Here is a 23,837-nt window from a genome sequence, read left to right on the forward strand (position 1 = left end):
AATGAAAGTTTTGATTATTCATAATGTGCTATGGGCACATTACAAGTCTCTGATTTTTGATGAATTGCAAGAGATTAGTCATCAAAACAAAGATTTAAGTTTACTTGTCGTTCAGATTGCCACTACAGAGCGTAGTCGTCTTTCGATGGGTAGTTTAGACCGTTCTGGTATTAAGTACCCGTATGAGTTGATAGAGGATGGCGTTTTAGAGGATGTACCTCTCAAGAAAAGAGTTACAGGTATGCTTGCTGCTATCAGACGTTTTAAACCTGATGTAGTAAATATCACAGGATATTATGATCTGGCTTTTTGGGTTGTACTTTTTTACTGTAAAATAGTTGGAATCAAAACCATTCTCTCTAATGAGTCAACTGCTGGTGACCATCAGCGCAAAGGTGTAAAAGAGCAAATCAAAGCTTTTTTTGTGCGACAATTTGATGGATATTTTAATTTTGGCTCACTTTCGGCTCAATATATGCTTGACCTAGGAGCTAAACCAGAGCAATTACTTGTCAATAAAAACTGTGTCGATAACAAAAGTATTCGAGCGATTTATGATAAAGCCAAGCTAAGCAGAGCCGAAAAACAACTTCAATTAGGATTGGCTAAAAAGAATTTTATTTTTGTAGGCAGGCTTATTCCTTTTAAAAACCTTCCCTTGTTGCTTGAGGCATTTAATGAAGCTTTAGGCAAATCTAAGGGCGATTGGGGGTTAATACTCTTGGGAGAGGGAGAGCAAAAGGCTGAGCTAGAAAAAATCATTTCAGACAACAACTTTCAAGGAGTTACTTTTCTGCCAAGCGTAGGTTGGAGAGAAGTACCAAAATATTTGGCCTTATCGGATGTATTGGTTTTACCAAGTTATTCAGAACCTTGGGGCTTGGTCGTCAACGAAGCTATGGCTTGTGGAATGCCAGTAATTGTTTCAGAAAAATGTGGTTGTGCGCCAGATTTAGTGCAAAATGGTAAAAATGGCATTTCGATTAATCCTTATGATGGTAAAAGTTTAACAGATGCGTTGAATTTTTTTATCGAAAATCCTACTAAAATCGAAGTGATGGGACGTGTTTCCAAAGAAATTATTGAGGAATATACTCCACAAAAAGTTGCGCAAGAGATGTATTTGGGATTCAAACGGTGTTTGAAATAATCTCATATTTTACCATTAGTATTTCTAATTCAACTATTCTTGCATAAATATTGAACCCAAAGGCAGAGAAAAAATATCTCATATATGCCTTCTCTTTCTGTCTTTCTCAGCAAATATGTCTCAAAAAAATTAATAAATTCCATTCAAATACTTCGAGGTGTCGCAGCGGTTGTGGTATTGGTTTATCATGTATCGGGTTACATGAGAGTGCATTATTCCCAAACTATTTTTGGCGATATTTTTCGAATAGGATTTGCAGGAGTTGATTTGTTTTTTGTAATAAGTGGGTTTATCATTTATTTTACGGCAAAGGATTATTTGAATAAGCCCAGTAAATTTAAGGATTATTGGAAAAAAAGAATCATTCGAATTTTTCCAATATATTGGATTGTTGTGCTAGGAATTCAATTGTTACAATGGATTTTGTCCAAACAATTAAAAGTGGCAAGCTTTGCAACAGAATATGCGGGTGGTTTTCTACAACATTTAGGTACTTATACCTTATTCCCGCATCACGTAGCTGTAGATCCTGTTACGTGGACATTGAGTTATGAATTATATTTTTATGCGCTATTTTCGTTATTAATCCTATCTCGAAAACTACTGGTAATTCTTGTGTTGGTGCTGTTGTTGTCTATTCATAATTCTATTTTTCATCCTGTTCTAGACCCATCAAAAGGCTTATCTTACTACAATTATCTGTTTAGCAATTATAATTATGAGTTTTTGCTTGGTGTTATAATCTGTCATTTTTTCGATAAAATACGCTTTACACCGATTATATCTTATATAATGCTGGGGTGTGCTTTGGTTATTATTGCTGTTGGAGGGTATGATGTAGGAGACTATGATAACTTTAAAAGAATTATGATATTTGGTTCGTCTGCCTCTTTGATTTTGGTAGGAACACTAAACTTAGAACAGGCAGATAAGTTAAAAACACCTTCGTTTTTAATGTTATTAGGTAGCGCATCCTACGTTCTGTATCTAATACATTTTCCATTTTTATTGATTTTAAATAGAATTCCCAATATGTTTGGCGTGACTTTAGATGCCTTACAGATGTCGATATATAATTATGTGGTGGTGGTCATCAATATTTTGGTGGCAGTGTTTTTGCACAAAAAATTAGAATTACTACTAACCTCTTATTTAAGCAAAATTTTCAAGTGAGTCAATCTTTAAGAATTTTACATATTTGTGCCTATACTTGGGATATTGGTGGCCCCCCAAAAGTGATTTACGACAATGCGGTTGTACAATTAGCTAATGGTGCAGAGGTTACAATATTGACTCCTATTTCTGAAGGTCAAAAACTATATCCCGTACCTGATGGTGCACAGATTGTATGCTGTAAGCGACACGGTTTAGCTCGTATTTGGGCCGAGTTTTCTCCTGAGTTATACCAATGGTTGAAAAAGCACGGAGAAAAATTCGATGTGATACATATTCATGGTATTTGGCATTTTGGTAGTGTAGCGCCGTTTTTATTGAATTTGAAAGTGGTAAAATGTATTACCGTACATGGCTTATTAGACCCTTGGGCGTATCGAAATGGCTATTGGAAAAAGAGAATATTTAGATGGCTTTTTCAGAAAAATGCATTACAAAAAGCTGAAATGATCCATGTTTTCAATGCAGACGAGTATCGAGATGTTACGAATTTTATAGGGGAGAGTCACCCCAATATTGTCATGATTCCGAATGGTATTGATTTAAAACCTTTCGAGAATTTACCAGACAAGGGATATTTTGCACAAGAACTGGGTTTTTCAGGAGATAAAAAGGTTATCTTATTTTTGAGTAGAATCAATATCAAGAAAGGACTAGATTTGCTACTTCCAGCGGTGAGAGATTTAGCCAAAGAGCGAGAAGATTTTATTTTAGCCTTGGCTGGTCCTGACGATGGGTATCTGGAGGCAACCCAAGATTTCATCAAACAGCATCAGGCAGAATCATATATCAAATGGATTGGTATGAAGACTGGACAAGAAAAATTGGCGGCCTTTGCTGATGCAGATATTTTTGTGTTACCCTCGCATTCGGAAGGATTCTCAATTGCCACTTTAGAGGCTTTAGTTTCAGGAACTCCTTCGGTATTATCGGATAAGGTTGGCTTTGCTGACAATATCATAGCCACAGAATCCGCTATTATAGTTGACCTTGATTCTGACTCTATCAAGAATGGTATTAATCGTCTTCTTGATGATACTGAGTTAGCAAACAAGATTGCTAAAAATGGACAACATTTGGTCAGAACTCAATATGATATTCGCGTCGTAGGAAAACGTATCATGAATGAGTTTTTTAAAATTATGAAATAAACCATTGCAATATGCAACAAGATATATCGGTAATTATCCTAACCTTTAATGAGGAAAAACATATTGCCCGTTGTATTAAATCGATTTTGCCATTTACCCATAAAATTTTTATCGTCGACTCTGGTTCTACCGACAAAACGGTAGAAATAGCTGAAAGATTAGGCGCAATTGTCCAGTACAATCCTTGGGTGAATTATGCACAACAGTTTAATTATGGTATTGAGAATAATCCTCACAAAACCAAGTGGTTGATGCGAATGGATTCGGATGAATATATCATGCCTGAGTTATCAGAAGAGATTTCGAATAAACTAGCGGGTTTGGATGACCAGATTTCAGGTATTTATGTAAAACGCCGTGTGATGTTTTTTAACAAATGGATTCGTCATGGGGCATATTACCCTATTTGGTTACTCAGAATTTGGAGAAATGGACGAGGGGTTTGCGAAGAGACTTGGATGGATGAGCATATCAAAATTACAGAGGGTATTACTCAAAACTTTTCACATGATATTGTTGACCATAATCTAAATAATTTGACATGGTGGACTCAAAAACATAATTTGTATGCAATTAGAGAAGTAATCGACTTGCTCAATATGAAATATGATTTTAGAGATTTTGAGTCGGTTGAACCAAAGTTGTTGGGTTCGCAAGAACAAAGGAAAAGGTATTTGAAAATGAAATATGCTTCTTTACCTTTATTTACCCGTCCATTCATGTACTTTATCTATAGGTATTTTTTTAGATTAGGATTTCTGGATGGAACTAAAGGTTTGGTATGGCATTTTTTACAAGGCTTCTGGTATCGTTTTTTAGTAGATGCCAAAATATATGAGGTTTACCAGCGTGTTGGAAAAGATAAAAACGCGATTGTTGACTTTTTTCAAAAAGAGTATAATAAGAACCTTCGTTCGTAGTTAAGATAATAAATGGAGGGAAACGAAAATAGTGTTGGAGATAATTGGAAGACAATGTTTAAAACAGATTTGTCTAAATATGATAATTCATGGTACAAACCTGGGTCAAAGGCAAAAATAATCCTTTGGTTTTTGGTAAATACCTGTGTAATCAATAATTACTTGCCCATTCCTGTGAGTCTAAAGATTTGGGTATTGCGGTTGTTTGGTGCTCAAATTGGCAAAGGTGTTATGATAAAGCCAAAGGTTAATATTAAATATCCTTGGTTTTTGCGAATTGGAGATTTTGTTTGGATAGGCGAGGAGGTCTGGATTGATAATTATACGTGGGTAAGCTTGGAAAATCACACTTGTATTTCACAAGGAGCAATGTTGTTGACGGGCAATCATAATTACAAAAGTTCAGGCTTTGGATTAATGATTGGTGAAATCAAATTGGCTGAAGGGGCATGGATAGGCGCAAAAGCGGTTGTTTGTCCAGGAGTGACCGTTCACTCACATGCTGTACTTTCTGTAGGTTCTATTGCAACCAAAGACTTAGATTCTTACTCTATATACCAAGGTAACCCAGCTGTTAAAGTCAGAGACCGAAGCATTTTATCCTAGTAATTCTTGTTGTTTTATAGAATAGTTGTAAATTCGATAATTAAATTTAAGGAGTTTTTCCGAAATTGCTCTTGCTAAAAATTGAACTTTAGGGCACATAGTTAAGTGGTTATGAATAGTATTTTTACTGAAATATACAATGACAGGCTTTTTCAAATTATAGTTTCAGCGATAGTAGCAGCTATTGTTTCAGTGGCGGCTATACCTGTAATTATTAAGATATCTCGTTTGAAAAACCTTATGGCTGAGCCTGGCGAAAGAAGCTCCCATATCAAGAAAACACCTACTTTGGGAGGTGTCGCTATCTTTGCATCCACGCTGATCAGCTACTTTCTTTGGAGTAATCCAGATGAGGGCGAATTTGTGCACCTTTCTATTTCAGCGATGGTAATATTGTTTTTCCTCGGTGTGAAAGATGATATTTTGGTGCTTTCTCCCAAAAAGAAAATGTATGTACAAATTGCTGCATCTGCTTTAGTGGTGGTATTTGGTGATGTTCGCCTCGAAAACTTGTTTGGGATTTTTGGTATTGACGAGGTTCCTTATCTTCTAAGCCTACCGCTCACAGTATTTGTCTTCATTGCCTTAATTAATGCGATTAATCTTATTGATGGTATTGATGGTTTGGCCGGTGGTATTGGGATGATTTGCGGAGGATTGTTTGGTTTGTGGTTTTACTTGAATGGCTACTTTGCGATGGCTTGTCTGGCAGCCTCAATGGCAGGATCTCTTTTTGGTTTTTTACGTTTTAATTATTCTAAGACGTCCAAAATCTTTATGGGTGACACTGGTTCACTGATTGTAGGCTTCTTGCTAACAATGTTTGCCATTAAATTTGTACAGTTGAACATTGCCTATCGTTTTGACCCAAATGCGCTGTTTAGTGCTCCCATCTTAGCTATTGTGGTATTGATTGTTCCCATTTTTGATACACTTCGCGTATTCATTGTTAGATTGAAAGATAAAAAATCCCCATTTGTTGGCGACAGAAACCACTTACACCATATTTTGATTGACAGTGGTATGACTCACCTACAGGCTTCGATGGTTCTTTGGGTATTTACTGTAGTATCAACGATTGCATTTTTGTTTATAACTAAAAATAGTGACAATACTACCTCTCTTTATATTCTAGGAGGTTTGTTTGGAGTATATATGTGGCTGTCTCACATATTGAAAGCCAGAAATGCTAAACGTCAGGAATTGCTAGAGGCTGAGGAGGCCGAAGCAAAAAGACAAAAAGAAATTCAAGAACAACAGGCTATTATCTTGGAAGAGAAAAAATTAGCTAAGCCTGCCTTAGAAATTCGTTAAGATATACAATGAAAAATAAAAACCTGTTAGCATGCTAACAGGTTTTTTTATGGTGTTAGGGAAGGTATTTCGCAGTTTCTTTGAGTTTCTTGTCAATTCTACCAAGTACCATTTCGCTATTTTTAAGCTTCTCAATACTCTCTTTGGAGCCATTGTCAACCTCTTGTTGAAGTGCATCTCTGATGGCAGTCCACTTGGTTTTTTGCTGATTTAATAACTCTTGTTGAAGAACAGCTTCGTCTTGAGTTAAAACTCGTTTACTTCTAGTACTACTTTTGGTAGAAGAGCTCTCTGATGTACTTTTTTCTGAAGATTGAAAGCTTTCTGTTGAGGTACTTGACTTTTCTTTTGAGTCTGGTACGCTGGTTGTGCTTGAAGGCGTACTTGCATCACTACTATTGGTGTCAATACCTAATTCCTCGCTTAATTGAGCATTCGCTTTTGCAATCGCAGCAGAGTCGCTATTACTTGCTTTATTAAGTTGAACAGAATCGATTATTGGTACCGAATCGCCATTTAGGCGATGACTATTAGAGTTGTACCATAGAAAGAATGCAATCCCTCCTGCGATTAAGCCCAAACTTGTCCAAAGAATAAGCGAATTAGTTTCTTTGTCTTTGTCTTTTGGTTTGCTTACAACGGGTGCAGGCGTGATTTTTTTCTCTACTTTCGCTTCTACAACAGGTTGAGAAGAATTAACAACTAAGGGCTCCTCTGGGGCTTTACTATTAATAACTTCTAGTATAACAAGATTGATTTTTAGTTTCTTTTGCGGGTCAACTACATTTTGCAAATTTTGAATACCATTTTCTGGAGTATCACTTTTCTGCAAAATCTCATCAATTTCATTGTCTGATAAATGTTGTCTTAAACTTTCGCTACAAATCAGTAGTTTATCCCCTTCATTGAGTGTAAAACTAATAATATCAAGCTTAGATGGACGAGCTAAAAATTGGAGTTTGTGCCCTTTTCTGCTTAAATAACAGTGAGTATCACTAATCCAATTCATTAAAGAGGTATCTGCCAAGTCCCATGAAACTTGTAGTTCATGGTCTGGGTTAGATTCTTTAGCGATTTTGGTACCCAAATGAAAAACCTGTAAAATAGAGTCTCTCATGGCACGGTAGGCTGTTTCTGAATCTTCAGGTTCAAGGATATTTTGTGAATGATTTGTATCCATCGTAAGGATTAAGGAATGTTGTGAATTCCGTAGTAGAGGTTATAAGATTGATTACTACTTTGCAAATAACTAACGATTGGAAAGAACAAAAAACATGCCGAATCTCAATGCTATTCGACATATTCCATTAAGTTATTGTACCTCAAACTCTTCTATCCAATCAATCATTTTTAAACACCCTTTCTCGATAGCAGTGCTCAAAAAGTTTTTAGAGGCTTTCTGTTCTATTTTTCCCATACTCGGAACAAAGCTGTTGAAGCCAGTATACTTTTTGAGATTTGAGAGATAGACGTTTTGTAATTTCTTTAAAGTTTTGAGAGTGGACTCGCTAACTCCAATTTGATTTTTGAAGTAGCCTTTTTGAGTAGCCAATGACAAATTTTGCCATTGAAGAATTTGTAATGGAAATGACTGCGCTATGACATAATTTCCCTTCTCATCCATTGTAAGCGGATTTTCGACCCAATTATATGGGTGATAATGAACGCCAATTTCTGATTGTATATATACATTTTCTTGAAAAATAGGGATGAAGTTTAACCAGAGTTGTTCTGCCCCAAATCCGTGGCAGAAATCGAAATAGCCTTTTTCCTTCGTTCTTTCTTTCCAATAAGTCAAAAAACTCTCAGCTTGCGTACTTGGTTTATATCCCCAAAATCCTGCATTATAAAGTCCAGCATTCAAAAATGATGGTTCATTGATTGGGTGCTTGGGATTACGTTGTTGGGTTATATTAGGACTCAAAACGATATCATATTCGTTGAGAATTTCCCATGTTTTTGATAGAGACTGAAAAAGTTGAGTTTGACTTTCAAGAAAAATAATTTTATTCGCTTGATATTTTTTTGCTAAAAATGAAGCAAAATAGGGTTTCAATGAACGGGTAAGTTCATCTACGGTATATCTATTGGCCATTTCAGATAAAAAAGGTAATCCTAGTTCATCCGCAGCTACGATGGGAAATGCTATGGCTGGCAAATCGCTAGGTAGGCGGTCTGCAAGACCAATGACAAATTGTGTATTAGGTTCGTATTTTTGTAAGTCTTCGCCCAATGCTAATGCAAATGGTATTTGAGAAATTGAGCAAACTGTATAGACTAATTGTGTCATATTCGAATAGAGTAATGTTAGGATTTTGAAGTGCTTTGAATATGTTTTTCTACCACCTCCCAAACTACTTCAAATGGCAAATCAGCACAAGGTTTTTGACCGTCAGTAATCATGATGGCATTGTTGGTCGCGTATCCACCTGAGTAAGGAAGATATTTGTCAAAATGGACAAACTTCCCGAATAATAGCAATCCATACGTTCCAACAGCATTTGCCAAATGCGCAGGGCCACTATCTACACCCATGAAAAACTGCGCTCTGCGGATAATTTCGGCGGTTTGGAGTAAACTAAATTTTCCACAGCAATTGATGTATCCTGGCAACGATTGATTCAAACTACTTTTTAACCCTACTTCAACAACATGATAACCTAGTGTATAAAGACGTTGAATGAGATTTTCCCAATGATACGTTTGCCAATCTTTAGGCGAAAAGTTAGAGTGACAATGGATCGCTACAAACTTTTGTGGTAAAGCCTGCTGGTCTATTTTTTGTTTATCATTTTCGCTGATATACACCTTTGGCGTTTCTTGACTCAAGGGTAAGCCACCTACTTTGGCGAACACTTCCAATAAATTACCAAATTCAAAATAGTTTTTTACATGAATGCCTAGTTGCTCAGCATATGGATTGGTCAAAAATGTAAGCGTTGGTATGTGAAGGCGCAACTCAGGCATGTGAAGATTATAAAAAATATCAAAGTTATGGTGTCTGCTGGTGAGGATACTTTGATACAAATTGGTTTCTTCAATCGTGTAATCAATATTGGGATTACTATCGATGAGCTCTCTAAATGGTTTTCTAACAATCCAAAAAACTTTACTATCAGGATACTTTTGCTTAATAATGCGAGAAAGAGGCTCTGCTGCTACAATATCTCCAAAATGTTCTGCCAGCAGTACGCCAATTATTTGTTTCTTGGGATTATTTAATTTGACCCAACGCACCAACAAATAGCTTTGAATGAATCTCCAAGCTGGAACATATTGTTGAAGTATGTATTTATTGTAGCGATGTTTCCAGAGGTCGATAAAACGCTGAATACCCATTTTTACTTTAAGATTTGTCTGAAATTGATTAGATAGCTCAACTATCCAACCTATATAAATTAACGATTCAATAGAGAAACCACTTTGCGAAAAGGCATTTGCAATGCTTTTCTGACACGCTTATAACGTTTGACTTTGGGTGGTTTGATGTAAAAACAAGGAATTTTAATGTAATAATCGTTAAAATTATCTTTCAGCTTTTGGGCATAATATTGAAATAGAGGAACAATATCTGGTCTGTTTTCGAAGCTCGAACGGTTTTGATATTTAGAAACTTCGTTCGGCTTTTTCAACTCATATCCACTGTAATGGAAGAAAATCAAAGGCTTACCATTGATAAAGTATTTACCATCCTGAATGCTTACAGTGCGCTCGTGCAAGTTCCAATAGGCCATATTATAGCCTGGGTATTTATCTACCAATACGTCATTGGGGTAGAATAGAGGCACAAAATTAATCCAATGCTGGTCTACAAATAGTCCATTGCAGAGATCAATTCTACAATCTTTTTCTAAGCGGTCTTTCCACCAGCTCACCATGTGGTAAGTCGCCTCACTTCTTGAGGTAGCAATAAATCCAAGGTTGTATAGTCCTGTACTTAAATGGTCAGTTTCTTTTGTATTGAGGTCATCGTTGATAGGAGAACATATGTGCGGCGTCACTACCATCGGGTATTTTTTCAAAGAATCTTCAAGTGGTTTCAAGCTGTCAAAAACAATGATGTCTGGGTCAAAGTAAATAACGTTTTGAATATCAGGACGATTTTTGTAAAAATAGTCAATGAAGTAGGGCTTTACTGCGGTATTAAGTTCGGTGATATTATAAATCTCACACATTTGGTCAAACGATTCGATATTGATTTTGTCAATTTCGAGCATTTGGAATGGAGGAATTTTGTCTGGTTCAAGCTCTACTTTGTCGAGCCTGTCTACCAAACCAATCACAAATTCTATGGAAGGATTTTGTTCTTGCAACGATTGTCCCAAGGTTTGAGCTTGAGCCAAATAGTTAATCGAACAAATGGTGAATGCTAATGTCATAATCGTTTTTCAGCTAAACTGTTGGCATGTTGCGCTAGTTTAATTAAGTTGGTTTCGGGTTGGGTTGTGAACTATTATGAAATATGTAAAATTGTCAAAAACTCTTGAAAAGCTTTTTCTGTCGAATGTCTTTGAAGGACTTTTTCTCGTGCTATTTGACCCATTTCTATGCGACGTTCTGGATTTTCCTTAATTGTAAGAATAGCCTTTGACATGGCATCAAGTGATAAATAGGGAACAATCAATCCTGCATCTGTCTCAATCAAATCCTGAGCGCCACCTGCCTTTTCAAAACAAACCATAGGTTTTTGTAATAAAGCAGCCTCTAATACGACCAAGGGATAAGGATCTTCGCGAGAAGTGAGTGCAAAAATATCGAAAACTGACAAGTAATCCAGCGGATTGCTCACAGCTTCCACAAACTTGATGTTTTGAAGGCCTAGACGCTGTGCATCAATGGAAAAAATCTTGAAATCATTTTGTGAGTGCGAGCCACCTATCCAAAGAAAATAGATGTTTTGTTCCTGTAAAATATGAGCAAGCTGAACAAACAAATCGGTTCCTTTTCTCAAGTCAATCGTACCCATGCCACCCACTACGAAGGCATCTTGCGGTATGTCAAGTTCTTGTTTAAGGGTATTTACTTTAGTGCTAGAAATCTGATATTGTTGTGCAGATTCGGGGAGTAGTGAACACAAAATCTCAATTTTTTGCTCAGGAATTCCAAATTGTTGTAGCAAATTTTGTTTAACAGAATTGGCACAAGCAATGAATTTTTGAGTGCCACGAAGGGTATTTTCTATGGCTTGCTGAGTTCCGTTATACATTTCTATACCCATATGCAGTTCGTGGATATATGAGTAAATAGGGCAGTTGAAATTACTTAACTCTTCAAAAATATCGCCATTGGTAAAGGTATTTGAAACAATCAAATCAAACTTCTGACTAGCTAGAGTCTGCCAAACGGGGTTAACCACAGTATTGGTTTGACCTATTTTAGTTTTAATTTTTTGTAGGATTTGACTTTTTAGTCCTACGACCTGTTCTTGATGGAGGATATAAGTTGGCGCAACTGCTGCATACTCTTGAACGAGAGGTCCGTCGTGCTTGAGAAGTATCGAAAACTGTACTTTACCATACGCTTTTAATAATTTCAAAAACCTAAGTAATAAAATTTGAGAGCCTGCACGATTGGCATCATGACCCACAAAAAGTATGTTTTGTATCATAAAAATAAGCCTCGACGGAAATTTGGATTTCAAAATTACAAAATAATCTCGGATTCTCTGAACCTTCTACTCGTTCATCGCATGAATGCTCGGCTTATTGAGATAATTTCAAGCCCTCAAGAATTTCATCGTAGCGCTGTATGGTTTTAGTTAAAGTTGCTTGAAGGTTTTCATTAGATTCAGTCAACAGAGCCTCAAACATTTGTTTTCGATTCTCTAGAAAAAAGTAGTTTTGAGGTGTATGGATATTGGTCATCCCGCCACGATGTTTACGATAACAACCCATTGTTTCGGGGAAGTACTTTATCTTTCCAAACTTTACTGCTTGTATAAAAATCCCGATGTCGCCACTGGCGCTTTTCCACCACCAAGGGGCTAATCCATTTTTGAAAACATTTCGAAAAACAGTACTAGCGGTGCCCAAAATCCATTCTTCATCTTGATATAAGTCCTCTAGTGTCGAAACTTCCTTTTGGTCTAAGCGATTAAAAGGATGACTTTCGGAACCATCTTCATATATAACTTCAAGTTGATGATGCGTAAGGGCAAAATCAGGATGTTGGTCTAAGAAATCTACTTGTTTTTGGAGTTTATGTGGGTTAGTCCAGTAATCATCACCTTCACATAGAGCAATATATTCGCCTTGAGCTTTGCCAAAAATAAAAGCTACATTGTTTTTACCACCTAACTCGCGAGGAGAACTTGGTCCAAGATTGGTTGGATGCAAATACGCTTTAATCTGAGGATAACGCTGGCTATATGCCTGAATGATTTCGGCACTGTTGTCTGTAGAAGCATCATCACCAATGACAATTTCATATTCAAAATTCACCTGTTGAGCGAGTGCGCCCTCCAACATTTGAGCAATGAATTTACCATGATTATACACAGGTACGAGGATACTTACTTTAGGCATTCTTTCCATAAAACAATTTTTTAGCTTTGTTTAGACAACGAGCCTACAAAAATGCTAGGAAAATGCCGAGGAAGCAAAAGTTAATTTAGGGAATTGGGAGTATGGATTGAGGAAAGGGAATGAAGAGAGGATTTCAGTTGCGAATTTCTTCCAAAGCAAATGAGCCTCAAACGATACCATTAAGGTTCTATTTGAGGCTCATTATTGTGTCTCTTTAAAATTCTTAATTTATTCCTGCTGACCTGCCTCAGAAATTAATTGGTCGGATAGTTCTTTTCCTAAATAACCATCAATCAGATTGTGGGCTAAGTAAATTAATGGTGTCATAAGAATCGCTGAAAAGAATTTGTATAGATAATTGTTCAAAGAAGTAGAAATCCATTGGTCTATTGTCCAGTTGCCAAATACCACGAAGGCAATACCAATTACCACAAAGCTGTCTATCAACTGCGAAACCAAGGTAGAACCTGTAGCACGAAGCCAAATTTTTTCTCCCTTTGTTACTTTTCTAATCGAATGGAACACATACGCATCCAGAATTTGACTAATCAAAAATGCACTTAATGAACCTGTGATAATACCTAATCCTTGACGGAAGATTTTGGCAAAAGCTTCATTGATATTAAAGTTATGGTCGCCTTTGTTGACATCCAGCCAAAAGTCTGCTGGAACCAACAGGGTTGCTCCATAAATAATCAAAAAGCTGTAGGCGATAAAACCAGCCGTCAAATAAGAAATACGTTTTACGCCTTTTTTACCAAAATATTCGTTGATAATATCGGAAGTAATAAAGACAAATGGCCAGTTGAGCGCTCCAGCGGTTTGGTTTAAGTCCCAAATGCCAAAAAAGGTATTGAGGTGAAGTGGTTCAAAACCCAGAGTTTTTTCTACTGAAAAAATCTTGGCACCAACAATTTCGGCTACGATGGCATTGGTAAGGAATATTCCAAAAAGAAAGATATACAGTTTAGTACGTTTCGAGTCTAAAGTCGAAGTTTCGATGTGCATAAGTTAGTGCGCTTAAGAATAAAGCTGTTTATTAGTTGAATTGCTGGTTTTAGGGTAAAATCACCACTATTGAGATAGATTTTAGTTCTAAAATACAAACAAACCCGTAAAAGTTCAAACAGAAGGGTTCGAAAGCTAGAGGTTTAACTTATAAAAGCTTAAAAGTGTTTGCGAGAGAGTTTTGTATTATCGATTAAATTATAGGACAAATACAAAAAAAAGCATCTGAGTAACCTCAGATGCTTTTGCAAGAAAAATTTTCATTTTCAAATCTTCAAATTCCCAAATCAGAAAAATTAACTTTTGGGTTTACCTTTTCTATGGTTTTCGAAATGCGTTCCGATTTTGCCGAGCGCTAATTCTAATTGTTCCAAATGTGGTAAAAATACGATTCGGAAATGGTCTGGTTCTTTGAAGTTAAAGCCTGTTCCTGCTACAACCAAAATACGTTGTTCTTCCAACAAACTTAAGACAAAATCACCGTCATTTTTGAAGTCGAATTGCTTTAGGTCAAATTTTGGGAAAAGGTACATTGCACCTTTAGGCTTCACACAAGATACTCCTGGAATAGCTACCAGTTTTTCGTGCGTCAAATTCATTTGTTTGTACAAACGACCCGTTGGAATCACCAAATCATTGATAGACTGATAGCCACCTAGGGCTGTTTGGATACCGTATTGCGTAATTACGTTGGAACACAAACGCATACTTGCCATAAAAGTCAAACCTTCGATGTACGATTTTGCTTTATGTTTGGCACCTGTCAATACCATCCATCCTCCACGGAAACCAGCAGCACGGTAGTTTTTGGACATACCACCCATTGTTACGATAAGTGTCTCCTCCGACATACCAGCTGTGGTGTGGTGAACCGCTCCGTCGTACAGGATTTTATCATAAATTTCGTCTGCAAAAACAATTAATTTATGTTTTTCAGCAATACGAACAATTCCTTCTACAATTTCTTTTTCGTAAACTGCTCCTGTTGGATTATTAGGGTTAATTAATACGATACCTCTAGTTTTCTTGGTGATTTTAGATTCGATATCTTTCAAATCTGGATTCCAGTCCGAAGCCTCATCACATACATAATGCACAGGCGTACCACCAGCAAGTCCTACCGAGGTAGTCCAAAGAGGATAGTCAGGTGAAGGAATCAAAATTTCATCTCCATTATTCAACAAAGCAGTCATTACCATGGTGATCAACTCACTTACCCCATTTCCGATGAATACATCCTCGATTTCGACTTTTCTTACGCCACGACTTTGGTAATACTGCATAACGGCCTTGCGGGCGGCAAACAACCCTCTAGAATCGGCATAACCTTGAGCATTACGAATATTCATGATGATGTCATGAATGATTTCGTCTGGTGTCTCAAAGCCAAATGCCGCTGGGTTGCCGATGTTTAGAGAAGTGATTTTATAGCCCTCACGTTGTAATTGGAGAGCCTTCTCATAAACGGGACCACGAATATCGTAGCGGAGCGCGTCAAGGCGACTACTTTTTAGGATTTCCATAATTGTTTTTGTAAGAAATATTTAGTCTTAGTGCGGGAAATAGACAAGAATAGGACCTAAGTTGGGGGAAAGAGAATCTGCGGATTGATTTATTTGGGCTGGTTAACACTACATCTTTTGTACTAGATTTGGTTTTACTCAAACTCCTCTTGCGACACTACAATACCTTAAACTAGATGGCTGCTCTTGACTAGACTCAAGCTTGGGGCTAAATAGTTTTGTTTCAAATAAGTAATGAGGACAAAGTTCCGAAAAAAATATGAATCCTACTTAAGCACTAGAGATATTTTTTGTCAAGAAGCTAGGTGTTTCGACTTGCTTACTACAACTCTAGCTCAGTGATTTCTCTCAAAATATACCATTTTGTGTAGATAAAAGAATATACGTTTTATGCGTATTTGTCTACAATTGAAAGAAAGTTAATGACTATTAATTAACTATACTTTTTATGTAATATGAAAAATTAAACTTAATTTTTTGGGTTTTTATTTTGTTTCAATGTATTGATATTCAATAATATAAAATGATTTATTGTGTATCTCGCATGTCGTTTTATTTTGATTACAATACCTTTATTATTTTATAATTTTTCTAAATAGTGTTATTCAAAAGGATACTATTTTTAGTAAAGCTGTAACGTTTTTACTTCTTTTTAGGTCATTTGTTGTAGCAGGATAAAATAAAATTTTGCACCAATATATTTCCTAAAAACACATACTTATGACCAATAGAATTTTGATTGTGCTTAGCCTATTGCTAACATTCATCTTAAGTATCCAGTCGTGTAAGACTGATGATATTACTGCCTCAGCGAGTATTACAGGATTAAATTGTAGTAATGCCACATTTTCAGCGACGGCAACTAGTGGTACATCTTACACTGCCACAGCAACTGTCCCTTACACAGGTGGTAATGGTGCTGCCTATCAGGCAGGAACACCTGTAGCATCCACAGGGGTTACAGGATTAACAGCAACTTTATCAGCAGGACAATTGACAAGTGGGACGGGAACTGCACTGTATGTCATCACTGGTACGCCTGCTTCTGCTGGTACCGCTACTTTTGCGATTGATTTGGGTGGACAGTCGTGTACCTTGTCTTTGCCAGTTGTCGCCTCAAAAGCTACTCTTTCTAGCTTGACTTTGAGTAGTGTAGTTCCTCCATCAGGAGTTAGTGGCATGGCTTATACAGGTGTTGCTACCTTGGCATACACTGGTGCGAATGGCGGTACTTATGATGTATCCACAGCATCCTCGACAGGAGTAGAAGGGCTGATTGCTACCTTGGAGGCTGGAACGCTTGTTGCTGGTTCGGGTACGTTGACTTACAAAATATCTGGAACACCAACTTCTGCTGGTACTGCCACGTTTAATATAAGTTTAGGTGGACAGACCTGTACTATCACGATTACAGTTACCGCTGGTAGTTCGGGGACGGCTACTCCAGCGGTTGATACAGTGGTAATTGCCTATTCGGGTACAACTGCCTCAGTGAGTAATCCATACCAAAGCGCTGGAGTTACCGTGACTACAAGTGGAGCAGATGTAACTGTAAAATCGACAAATACTACCAAAGAGATTGTCTATTTATTGTCAGGAACTGCCAGTAAAGGAAGTTTCAAATTGTACAGTGATTACAAATACAATATTGCCATGAAAGGGCTAAGTTTAACCAATAGTGTAGGGCCTGCGATTAATGTTCAATCCAGTAAAAAAGGCACAATTAATATCGTAGCAGGAACGACCAATACGCTGGTAGACGGCGCCACTTATACTACTAGTAGCGAAGATCAAAAAGGTACATTCTTTAGCGAAGGACAATTGCTCTTTCAGGGTACGGGTACTTTGAATGTGACAGGCAACAACAAACATGGTATCGCGGCCGACGACTATATCTCTATCAGTGAAGCAACTATCGTAGTCAAATCGGCTGCTAGTGATGGTGTTCATGCCAAGGACTATTTTCAAATGGATAATGGAACATTATCGGTCACATCTTCGGGTGATGGAATAGAGGCTGATGAAGGTTACATTGTAGTAAATGGAGGAACTATCAATGTATCGAGTGTTGACGATGGCATTACGGCTTCATATGAAGGGACAGATGCTTCGATTACACCTTATGTTTTGATAAAAGGGGGAAAAATTACTGTAAATACTTCAGGAGAAAAAGGCAATGCGATTAAAAGTGAAAGTTATACCACTATTGGTACTTCCGATGCTATGACTCTGACTGTTTCTGGTAAAGGATCGAAAGGAATCAAAACAGGAGGTGATTTTACCCTAACTTCTGGTACAGTCAAGATTACAACCACAGGTGCCGCCTATTACAATACCACAGACCTTGATATTGCCGCCCCAGCGGGTATTAATTGTGATAAAAATCTTTCAATCAAAGGTGGTGATTTGACTATTGTTAGTACAGGACAGGGTGGAAAAGGGATAACCATTGATGGAACCGCAACCGTGAATGGTGGAACAACCACTATTACTGCATCTGGTACCACATATACTTATACCTCAGCTAATACTAGTGAAGCGAAGGGATTTAAGAGTGATGGCGCATTTGTGATGAATGGAGGAACTTTGAATATATCAGCATCTGACGATGGTTTAAAGTCAAATACATCAATTACCATTAATGATGGAAATGTAAATGTTACTAAGTCGTATGAAGGAATGGAGTCAATCTTCATTACCATTGCGGGCGGTGTATGTAACCTGACTGCCAGCAATGATGGGATCAATACATCCTACGGAACAGTTTCGGGTGGTACAGAATCAAACGATAATAGTCATTTGAAAGTTACGGGAGGTGTGTTAATTGTAACAGGTTCTGATGCAATAGATAGCAATGGTAATTTTACAATTAGCGGAGGATATGTGATAACTAATGGAAATGAAGATATAGATATAAACGGAAATTTCTTGGTAAATGGTGGAACTTTGATGGGAGCAGAACCTGCAAGTAATATGACAAAAGCTATGGGAACAGCTTCTACTCAAGTAGGGTTTTTTATCAAATCAAGTGCGTCGGTGGCAACATCTTCGCTATTTCATATTGAAGATGCTAACGGTAAAGATATTGTAACCTTCAAGCCTAAAATTAATTCGGGATATTTCCATGTCTCGACTCCAAGTATGGCTAAGGGAGCTCAATATAAAATCTATTTTGGTGGAGCATATACAGGAGGTAGTTATGTTGGAGGTTCATCGGGATGGGGTTTATATACAGGAGGAACCTATTCTACTTCTGGCGCGACGCTGAAATCAACCACCACGACTTCCACCTCCAGCACTGTTAATACAATAACGTTCTAGGAAGATGTTATTGGTTATTAGAATATTCGTTGTTTTATAATATTCATAATCAATAGGTTACAAGAGATGTGTGACTTTCGTCTATGAATTTTATCATGAAAAAGGTGGTCGAAAAATTAATTTCGACCACTTTTTTATTTTTAGTAAATCTTGAAATATCTAGTTCAAGACTTAGTCTTGGACTTATCTTTTTAACAGTTTAAAAACTGAATAAATCACTCATCCACTCAATCACCACCTACTCAATAAATCTACACTTCAAACCCAAAAATCGGCTTATTCGTTTTCCATTTTCCACGAGTAAAATCAGGAATTTGAACTGGTGCTGAACCTTTGGCAATCGACATTTCTGACAACGGACTAATAGCAGACCAAGCAGCGGCATCGTACACGTCGATAGGAGGGGTAGTTTTGTTTTTGACAGAATTAATAAAATCCCTTAAAACAAAATAATCCATACCACCATGGCCAGCACCTACAGCTTCTGATTCAAATCTTTTCCAAATACCATGATCATATTTCTTCATATATGCCTCATCCGATTCCCAAACATCTGCTTTGGCAGATACGTTTTCTACATAAATCTGGTTACCATCATCCATCCATAATCCGCTATCACCTTGTACTCTAAAACCAAGCGAATACGGGCGAGGAGAGTTGGTATCATGCGTAATGAGGATTGTTTCACCGTTGGCACACTTAATCATTGTTTGAACAACATCGCCAAGTTTGAATTTGACCTTCGCATTCGGGTGATTAGCACCGCCTTTGTCAACTATGTATTTGTGCAATGCCACTCCTTTTGAAGCCATAGAAGTCAAATACAAAAATTGATTTCCACGGTTGATATTAATCATTTCAGCAACTGGACCTAAACCATGTGTAGGATAAAGGTCACCATTGCGGTCTACCGAGTGTTGTGTACGCCATTTGGCTTCGCTAAAGCCTTTTTCACCAAATTCTACGCCACCGCCATACGCTTGTTTTCCATCATTGAATTTGACATGACGCAAATCGTGCTCATAGCCACATTCTAGATGAGTGATTTCACCAAATAGGTTTTCTCGCACCATATTGAGCACCGCCATCACATCACGACGATAACATACGTTTTCGAGTAACATACAGTGAGAACCTGTTTTTTCAAAAGTATTCACCAAGTCCCATGATTCCTGCAATTTGACCGTGGCTGATACCTCCAAACCTGCATATTTTCCTGCATTCATAGTAGCCAATGCCATTGGTACGTGCCATTCCCAAGGTGTGGCAATAATTACACCGTCGATATCATCACGTTTTACCATGTTTTCAAAATCGCGCTCATTTTTTCCATAAGTCACTGCTTCCTTGCGGCCTTTGTCTTTGAGGATTTTTTGAGCTTTTGCTATGGCATTAGGGTCAATATCACAAATACAAGTGACTTCCACCTCTGGAAATGCCATGGCATTGGCAAGGTGGTTTCGCCCACGGAGACCTGTGCCAATAAAACCAAGGCGCACTTTTCTATCGTCTTCTTTTGCAAAGACATCTTTCGGCAAAACCAGTCCTGCTGCTAAGGCTAAGCCTCCTTTTTGAATAAAATCGCGTCGTTGAAGTGTATTATTTTTCATTGCCAATTATTTGGGTTTAAATGGTAAATTATGAGGTATCGACTTTCCTGAAGTCTTCGTTAATGTAATGTCAATGTTTTTACTTTTTTGAGGTATTCTTGTACTACTAATATATCTTGTTTTGAAGTTAAATCGGGTACATTTTCTGCCATTGGGATACAAGAAATTGGTTTTCCTAGTTCTTTCGTCATGATGAGCAAAGCCGTTGGTAATTCCTTTTCATTTCTTACAGGGTGAAAAGGAGTTTTCTGTAAAGCAGGAAACAAATCTGAGGCTTCAAATACAAAAGCATTCATACTTACCCCAATGCGACCATAGCGTTGAGCAATAGCTTCAGCTTGTTCGTCTGAGGGTTTTTCTATGATATATTGTAAACAATTTTTTTCATCTGGTTCTACAATGGCAAAGGCTTTGATACGTTCCAAAGGAAAATCTAAAGCATCTCTATCATAGCTAATCAAAGCATTGGGGTTTGGACTATGCCAAAGTGCTTCAAATGCCTGTGTCGAATACAAGTTATCGCTGTTACAAACCACAATTCGCCCTTGTTGCCAATCAGAATGTTGCTCTAATGCTTGTAAAACAGCATCGGCAGTTCCTGCGGGTTTTACTCTATCTGCATGAATATGTTGTCGTGCAAATACAAATTGCAGTCCCCAACTATTGCCTTCTTGCGCTAGCTTTTCGTAATACTGTTGTGTAAAATCATCGTCTGGATGAAGTAACATCAAAACCTCATTAAATCCTGCATTTGAGGCATTTTCTAACTGATAATCTATTAAAGATTTTCCTGAATCCCCCAGACCAATCATCCCTTTTGTCAACGTATCGGCTTGATTAGCCAAAGTCGGGTCTAGGTCTTTTAGGTCAGGTGCAGCTTTCTTCATGCGAGTAGCTGCACCCCCTGCAAGGATTACAATTCTTTGCGTTTTCATAGAAAATTGGATGTATGATTTGATGGTAATGAGCTGTTATTAGTTATGTTAGTGCGCAAAATAGAATTTAATATTGTGCTTTAGGCTTTCAGATATCGGCTTTCGGCGGTGGGCTTTCGGCAAAAATATTCCTAGTGAATTCAAAAAAGCTTTTTGACTTAATGCCAATTGCGGATGAAATGAATTCCATTTAGCCCACTAACTTATTTGGTAAATCGGTAATGATATTTTGCTGTCTGTTTATGACTAAATCTCTTCTTTTGAACCTTCCGCTACTTCGATGATATAGGCTTTGCCTCCTTCTCTTTCGATGGCTTCTACCACGGCTTCGGTGTTGGTGGGTGCATAGGCAAACATACAGCCTCCGCCTCCTGAACCGTTGATTTTACCTCCCAAGGCTCCAGCATTAAGGGAGGCTTCTATCATTCTATTAATTTTAGGTGTAGAAACTCGTTTTGCGTCTCTTAAGTTGTCCTGATGAGCGCTCAACAACTGTCCCAATTTTACATCGTTAAATGTATCTTTTCCTTCAAACATCGTTTTGGCTGTGCGCAAAATATCTCTGTCTGAAAGGTTGCTGTAAAACAGTGCATATTCGTCTGGATTCAGCAAAGATTGATATTGCTCTGCGCTTTCGATAGGCGCTTTGCTCAACTGAAAATCTGGATAAACTTGTTTGATTTTGTTGATAGCATCGAGCATACCAAATTTGACATGTTTTAAAATTCCAATAGTATCTTTTGGCTCAAGCGAGTCGCCAAGGACAAATTTGCCCAAGGGTGCTTGATAGGCTTCTACCAGAATATTTGGCTTGGTTTCCAAATACATAATATTGCCAATCGAAGTGGCATATTCGTCCATGCAGCCCCCTGGTTCGCCAAATTCTTCTACTTCAGCTAGATAGGCTAATTGTCCAACTTCAACTGGGTCAATAGGATAATTGGCTGTTTTTAGTAAAAAATGTGTCCAAGCCACTACCAATGCCGAGGAACTCGATGTGCCAGAATTGATAGGGATATTGCCGTACACTTTTGCTTCAATGCCTTTTTCAAAAGAGATACCTTTTTCTCTTTTCAATACATTTAAAACACTTTTGAAATAATCTCGGTCTTTATGGTAGGTGACGGCTTCTATTAGGGGAAAAGATTCCTCCGACTGAATATCAGGTAATTGAATATGAATGGAAGGCGTGTTTGAAACTCGTCCTTCAATATGAATACGTCTTGAAATGGCAGCAGCTATAACAGGCAAGCCTAGGTAATCTTGGTGCTCGCCAAATAAGCAAATTCTGCCAGGGGTTGAGATGTGCAAATCTTTCATAGTTGGGAAATTGGGTAAGCTAATCCTTAAACAAAGATAGTTTTCTCAAGCAATCAAAATATGCCTCAAATGTGCTTTAAATGAGATTTTTGGTTGCGCAACCGATTGTGCAAAAGCGTGCAACCGATTGTGCAATTTGTGCAAAAGTTCTAACTTGCTTGCACAATTGATAAAAGCTTATGAGTCAGATAACTATGAAAGAATTAGCGAAGCGCTTAGGAACCTCAGTTTCAACGGTTTCGAGAGCTTTGCAAAACCATCCACGTATTGGTTTGAAGATGCGGGAAGACGTGATGGCGTTGGCAAAAGAGCTAAATTATAGCCCTAATACCACAGCTATAAACCTAAAAAAACAGTCTACCAAAAACGTGGGTGTTGTAGTGCCTTGGCTCACTGAGCAGTTTTTCTCAATGGCTATCACTGGTATTGAGGATATACTTTTTGAGAAAGGATATAGGGTTGTTTTGCAACAATCAAGAGATGATTTTGAGCGAGAAGAACAAGCCATTCAAGCACTAATGAAACATGGTGTCGACGGTATTATCGTGTCGATGGGTTCGGGAACTTACAATCATCGTCACTTTTTGGAGGTAAATCGCAAAGGGATTCCCTTGGTGTTTTTTGATAGAGTCGTGAAAAGCCTTCCTAATAGTTGTGTTTATACCGACATTACGCAGGCGTCATTTGAGGCGGTAGAGTTATTGCTCAACAAAGGGTTGACAAAAATTGCGTTATTAAACGGCCCAAATACCATGCAGTCGTCCAATGAGCGATTGATGGGATACGTCAATGCGCTTAAGTTACATGAAATAGAACTCAATCCGATTTATATCAAAACTACAGATTTGAGTTTTGAAGATACCGTCAAGAAAACACATGAACTGCTGGATTTGACAGTCCCTCCACAAGCCATTTTTGCTTTTCATGATTATATGTCCCTCGACGCTATGCAGATAGCCAAAGAGCGGGGATTAATTATCAACCAAGACATATTTTTTGTGAGTTTTTCAAATTTAAGTTTTTGTAAATATCTCGAAAAACCACCTTTTGCCAGTATCGAGCAGTTTCCTTATGAAATGGGCGCCAAAGCTGCCAATCTATTAGTGGACGCTATGAAAAAACCAGATGATTATGTGCGTGAAGAAGTAATCATACGTTCAAAGTTAATCGTTAGAGTTTGATGGATTCGTTAATGAGAATTTTGCTTTGGATATGCTAAAATTTGCTTTTCTTACAAGTTCTGTACAATTTTAGGATATGAACTGGAATGCTGATTTGGGAC

Annotated in this window: 19 protein-coding genes; 8 read left to right on the plus strand and 11 right to left on the minus strand. The window is 37.6% G+C overall.

Annotated elements, in window-relative coordinates:
- The first annotated feature begins 1 nt into the window (after window position 1).
- The 6 genes from BWI92_RS11810 (at window position 2) to BWI92_RS11835 (ending at window position 6,314) form a co-directional block, all read left to right on the plus strand.
- Window positions 2-1,150 carry a glycosyltransferase family 4 protein gene (locus BWI92_RS11810; RefSeq protein ID WP_095163466.1) on the plus strand — a complete coding sequence of 383 codons (1,149 nt, stop codon included), beginning with the start codon at window positions 2-4 and terminating at the stop codon, window positions 1,148-1,150.
- 84 nt (window positions 1,151-1,234) lie between these two features.
- Window positions 1,235-2,323 carry an acyltransferase gene (locus BWI92_RS11815; protein ID WP_095163467.1) on the plus strand — a complete coding sequence of 363 codons (1,089 nt, stop codon included), beginning with the start codon at window positions 1,235-1,237 and terminating at the stop codon, window positions 2,321-2,323.
- Window positions 2,320-3,474: a glycosyltransferase gene (locus BWI92_RS11820; RefSeq protein WP_095163468.1), complete on the plus strand. Its 1,155-nt coding sequence runs from the start codon at window positions 2,320-2,322 to the stop codon at window positions 3,472-3,474. The genes BWI92_RS11815 and BWI92_RS11820 overlap by 4 nt, the downstream gene beginning before the upstream one ends.
- 11 nt (window positions 3,475-3,485) lie before the next feature.
- Window positions 3,486-4,394: a glycosyltransferase family 2 protein gene (locus BWI92_RS11825; RefSeq protein ID WP_095163469.1), complete on the plus strand. Its 909-nt coding sequence runs from the start codon at window positions 3,486-3,488 to the stop codon at window positions 4,392-4,394.
- Window positions 4,395-4,448: 54 nt separating this feature from the next.
- Complete coding sequence (locus tag BWI92_RS11830; RefSeq protein WP_095163531.1) at window positions 4,449-5,000, plus strand: WcaF family extracellular polysaccharide biosynthesis acetyltransferase; 552 nt, start codon at window positions 4,449-4,451, stop codon at window positions 4,998-5,000.
- A gap of 111 nt (window positions 5,001-5,111) precedes the next feature.
- Window positions 5,112-6,314 carry a glycosyltransferase family 4 protein gene (locus BWI92_RS11835; protein ID WP_095163470.1) on the plus strand — a complete coding sequence of 401 codons (1,203 nt, stop codon included), beginning with the start codon at window positions 5,112-5,114 and terminating at the stop codon, window positions 6,312-6,314.
- 55 nt (window positions 6,315-6,369) lie between these two features.
- On the opposite strand, the gene BWI92_RS11840 is transcribed toward BWI92_RS11835, so the two are convergent.
- The 8 genes from BWI92_RS11840 to BWI92_RS11875 all read right to left on the minus strand — a co-directional run bounded on the left by BWI92_RS11840 (window position 6,370) and on the right by BWI92_RS11875 (window position 15,369).
- Window positions 6,370-7,494: a hypothetical protein gene (locus BWI92_RS11840; protein WP_095163471.1), complete on the minus strand. Its 1,125-nt coding sequence runs from the start codon at window positions 7,492-7,494 to the stop codon at window positions 6,370-6,372.
- Window positions 7,495-7,626: 132 nt separating this feature from the next.
- Window positions 7,627-8,604 carry a hypothetical protein gene (locus tag BWI92_RS11845; protein WP_095163472.1) on the minus strand — a complete coding sequence of 326 codons (978 nt, stop codon included), beginning with the start codon at window positions 8,602-8,604 and terminating at the stop codon, window positions 7,627-7,629.
- A gap of 17 nt (window positions 8,605-8,621) precedes the next feature.
- Complete coding sequence (locus tag BWI92_RS11850) at window positions 8,622-9,653, minus strand: glycosyltransferase family 9 protein (protein WP_095163473.1); 1,032 nt, start codon at window positions 9,651-9,653, stop codon at window positions 8,622-8,624.
- Window positions 9,654-9,712: 59 nt separating this feature from the next.
- Window positions 9,713-10,693, minus strand: coding sequence for a glycosyl transferase (locus BWI92_RS11855; protein ID WP_095163474.1), 981 nt, complete (start codon window positions 10,691-10,693; stop codon window positions 9,713-9,715).
- 74 nt (window positions 10,694-10,767) lie between these two features.
- A complete protein-coding gene (locus BWI92_RS11860) occupies window positions 10,768-11,922 on the minus strand; it encodes a glycosyltransferase family 4 protein (protein ID WP_095163475.1) in 1,155 nt (384 codons plus the stop codon).
- A gap of 94 nt (window positions 11,923-12,016) precedes the next feature.
- Window positions 12,017-12,847, minus strand: coding sequence for a glycosyltransferase (locus BWI92_RS11865; protein WP_229362989.1), 831 nt, complete (start codon window positions 12,845-12,847; stop codon window positions 12,017-12,019).
- Window positions 12,848-13,066: 219 nt separating this feature from the next.
- A complete protein-coding gene (locus BWI92_RS11870; RefSeq protein ID WP_095163476.1) occupies window positions 13,067-13,846 on the minus strand; it encodes a queuosine precursor transporter in 780 nt (259 codons plus the stop codon).
- A gap of 296 nt (window positions 13,847-14,142) precedes the next feature.
- Window positions 14,143-15,369, minus strand: a complete 1,227-nt coding sequence (locus tag BWI92_RS11875; protein WP_095163477.1) for a pyridoxal phosphate-dependent aminotransferase — start codon at window positions 15,367-15,369, stop codon at window positions 14,143-14,145.
- A gap of 720 nt (window positions 15,370-16,089) precedes the next feature.
- Here BWI92_RS11875 and BWI92_RS11880 point away from each other — a divergent pair.
- Entirely contained in the window at window positions 16,090-18,690 is a 2,601-nt protein-coding gene (locus BWI92_RS11880) for a carbohydrate-binding domain-containing protein (protein WP_095163478.1), read from the plus strand.
- A 251-nt stretch (window positions 18,691-18,941) separates the two neighbouring features.
- Here the strand turns inward: BWI92_RS11880 and BWI92_RS11885 are convergent, their stop codons facing one another.
- The 3 genes from BWI92_RS11885 to BWI92_RS11895 form a co-directional block, all read right to left on the minus strand.
- Window positions 18,942-20,300: a Gfo/Idh/MocA family protein gene (locus tag BWI92_RS11885; RefSeq protein ID WP_095163479.1), complete on the minus strand. Its 1,359-nt coding sequence runs from the start codon at window positions 20,298-20,300 to the stop codon at window positions 18,942-18,944.
- Between the two features lie 59 nt (window positions 20,301-20,359).
- Window positions 20,360-21,235: a sugar phosphate nucleotidyltransferase gene (locus BWI92_RS11890; RefSeq protein ID WP_095163480.1), complete on the minus strand. Its 876-nt coding sequence runs from the start codon at window positions 21,233-21,235 to the stop codon at window positions 20,360-20,362.
- A 246-nt stretch (window positions 21,236-21,481) separates the two neighbouring features.
- Window positions 21,482-22,555, minus strand: coding sequence for a mevalonate kinase (locus BWI92_RS11895; RefSeq protein ID WP_095163481.1), 1,074 nt, complete (start codon window positions 22,553-22,555; stop codon window positions 21,482-21,484).
- Between the two features lie 179 nt (window positions 22,556-22,734).
- Between BWI92_RS11895 and BWI92_RS11900 the strand changes: the two genes are divergently transcribed.
- Complete coding sequence (locus BWI92_RS11900; RefSeq protein WP_095163482.1) at window positions 22,735-23,736, plus strand: LacI family DNA-binding transcriptional regulator; 1,002 nt, start codon at window positions 22,735-22,737, stop codon at window positions 23,734-23,736.
- Window positions 23,737-23,837: the final 101 nt, after the last annotated feature.

The sequence above is a fragment of the Flectobacillus sp. BAB-3569 genome, from assembly GCF_002270355.1.
Lineage (GTDB): Bacteria > Bacteroidota > Bacteroidia > Cytophagales > Spirosomataceae > Flectobacillus > Flectobacillus roseus.

Bases quoted from the DNA above. Each gene is read 5' to 3' on its own strand.
- BWI92_RS11825 (WP_095163469.1), top strand. From the start codon at position 3,486: ATGCAACAAGATATATCGGTAATTATCCTAACCTTTAATGAGGAAAAA.
- BWI92_RS11900 (WP_095163482.1), top strand. From the start codon at position 22,735: ATGAGTCAGATAACTATGAAAGAATTAGCGAAGCGCTTAGGAACCTCA.
- BWI92_RS11815 (WP_095163467.1), top strand. From the start codon at position 1,235: ATGCCTTCTCTTTCTGTCTTTCTCAGCAAATATGTCTCAAAAAAATTA.
- BWI92_RS11810 (WP_095163466.1), top strand. From the start codon at position 2: ATGAAAGTTTTGATTATTCATAATGTGCTATGGGCACATTACAAGTCT.
- BWI92_RS11880 (WP_095163478.1), top strand. From the start codon at position 16,090: ATGACCAATAGAATTTTGATTGTGCTTAGCCTATTGCTAACATTCATC.
- BWI92_RS11870 (WP_095163476.1), bottom strand. From the start codon at position 13,846: ATGCACATCGAAACTTCGACTTTAGACTCGAAACGTACTAAACTGTAT.
- BWI92_RS11875 (WP_095163477.1), bottom strand. From the start codon at position 15,369: ATGGAAATCCTAAAAAGTAGTCGCCTTGACGCGCTCCGCTACGATATT.
- BWI92_RS11830 (WP_095163531.1), top strand. From the start codon at position 4,449: ATGTTTAAAACAGATTTGTCTAAATATGATAATTCATGGTACAAACCT.
- BWI92_RS11865 (WP_229362989.1), bottom strand. From the start codon at position 12,847: ATGGAAAGAATGCCTAAAGTAAGTATCCTCGTACCTGTGTATAATCAT.
- BWI92_RS11895 (WP_095163481.1), bottom strand. From the start codon at position 22,555: ATGAAAGATTTGCACATCTCAACCCCTGGCAGAATTTGCTTATTTGGC.
- BWI92_RS11855 (WP_095163474.1), bottom strand. From the start codon at position 10,693: ATGACATTAGCATTCACCATTTGTTCGATTAACTATTTGGCTCAAGCT.
- BWI92_RS11835 (WP_095163470.1), top strand. From the start codon at position 5,112: ATGAATAGTATTTTTACTGAAATATACAATGACAGGCTTTTTCAAATT.
- BWI92_RS11860 (WP_095163475.1), bottom strand. From the start codon at position 11,922: ATGATACAAAACATACTTTTTGTGGGTCATGATGCCAATCGTGCAGGC.
- BWI92_RS11890 (WP_095163480.1), bottom strand. From the start codon at position 21,235: ATGAAAACGCAAAGAATTGTAATCCTTGCAGGGGGTGCAGCTACTCGC.
- BWI92_RS11850 (WP_095163473.1), bottom strand. From the start codon at position 9,653: ATGGGTATTCAGCGTTTTATCGACCTCTGGAAACATCGCTACAATAAA.
- BWI92_RS11885 (WP_095163479.1), bottom strand. From the start codon at position 20,300: ATGAAAAATAATACACTTCAACGACGCGATTTTATTCAAAAAGGAGGC.
- BWI92_RS11840 (WP_095163471.1), bottom strand. From the start codon at position 7,494: ATGGATACAAATCATTCACAAAATATCCTTGAACCTGAAGATTCAGAA.
- BWI92_RS11845 (WP_095163472.1), bottom strand. From the start codon at position 8,604: ATGACACAATTAGTCTATACAGTTTGCTCAATTTCTCAAATACCATTT.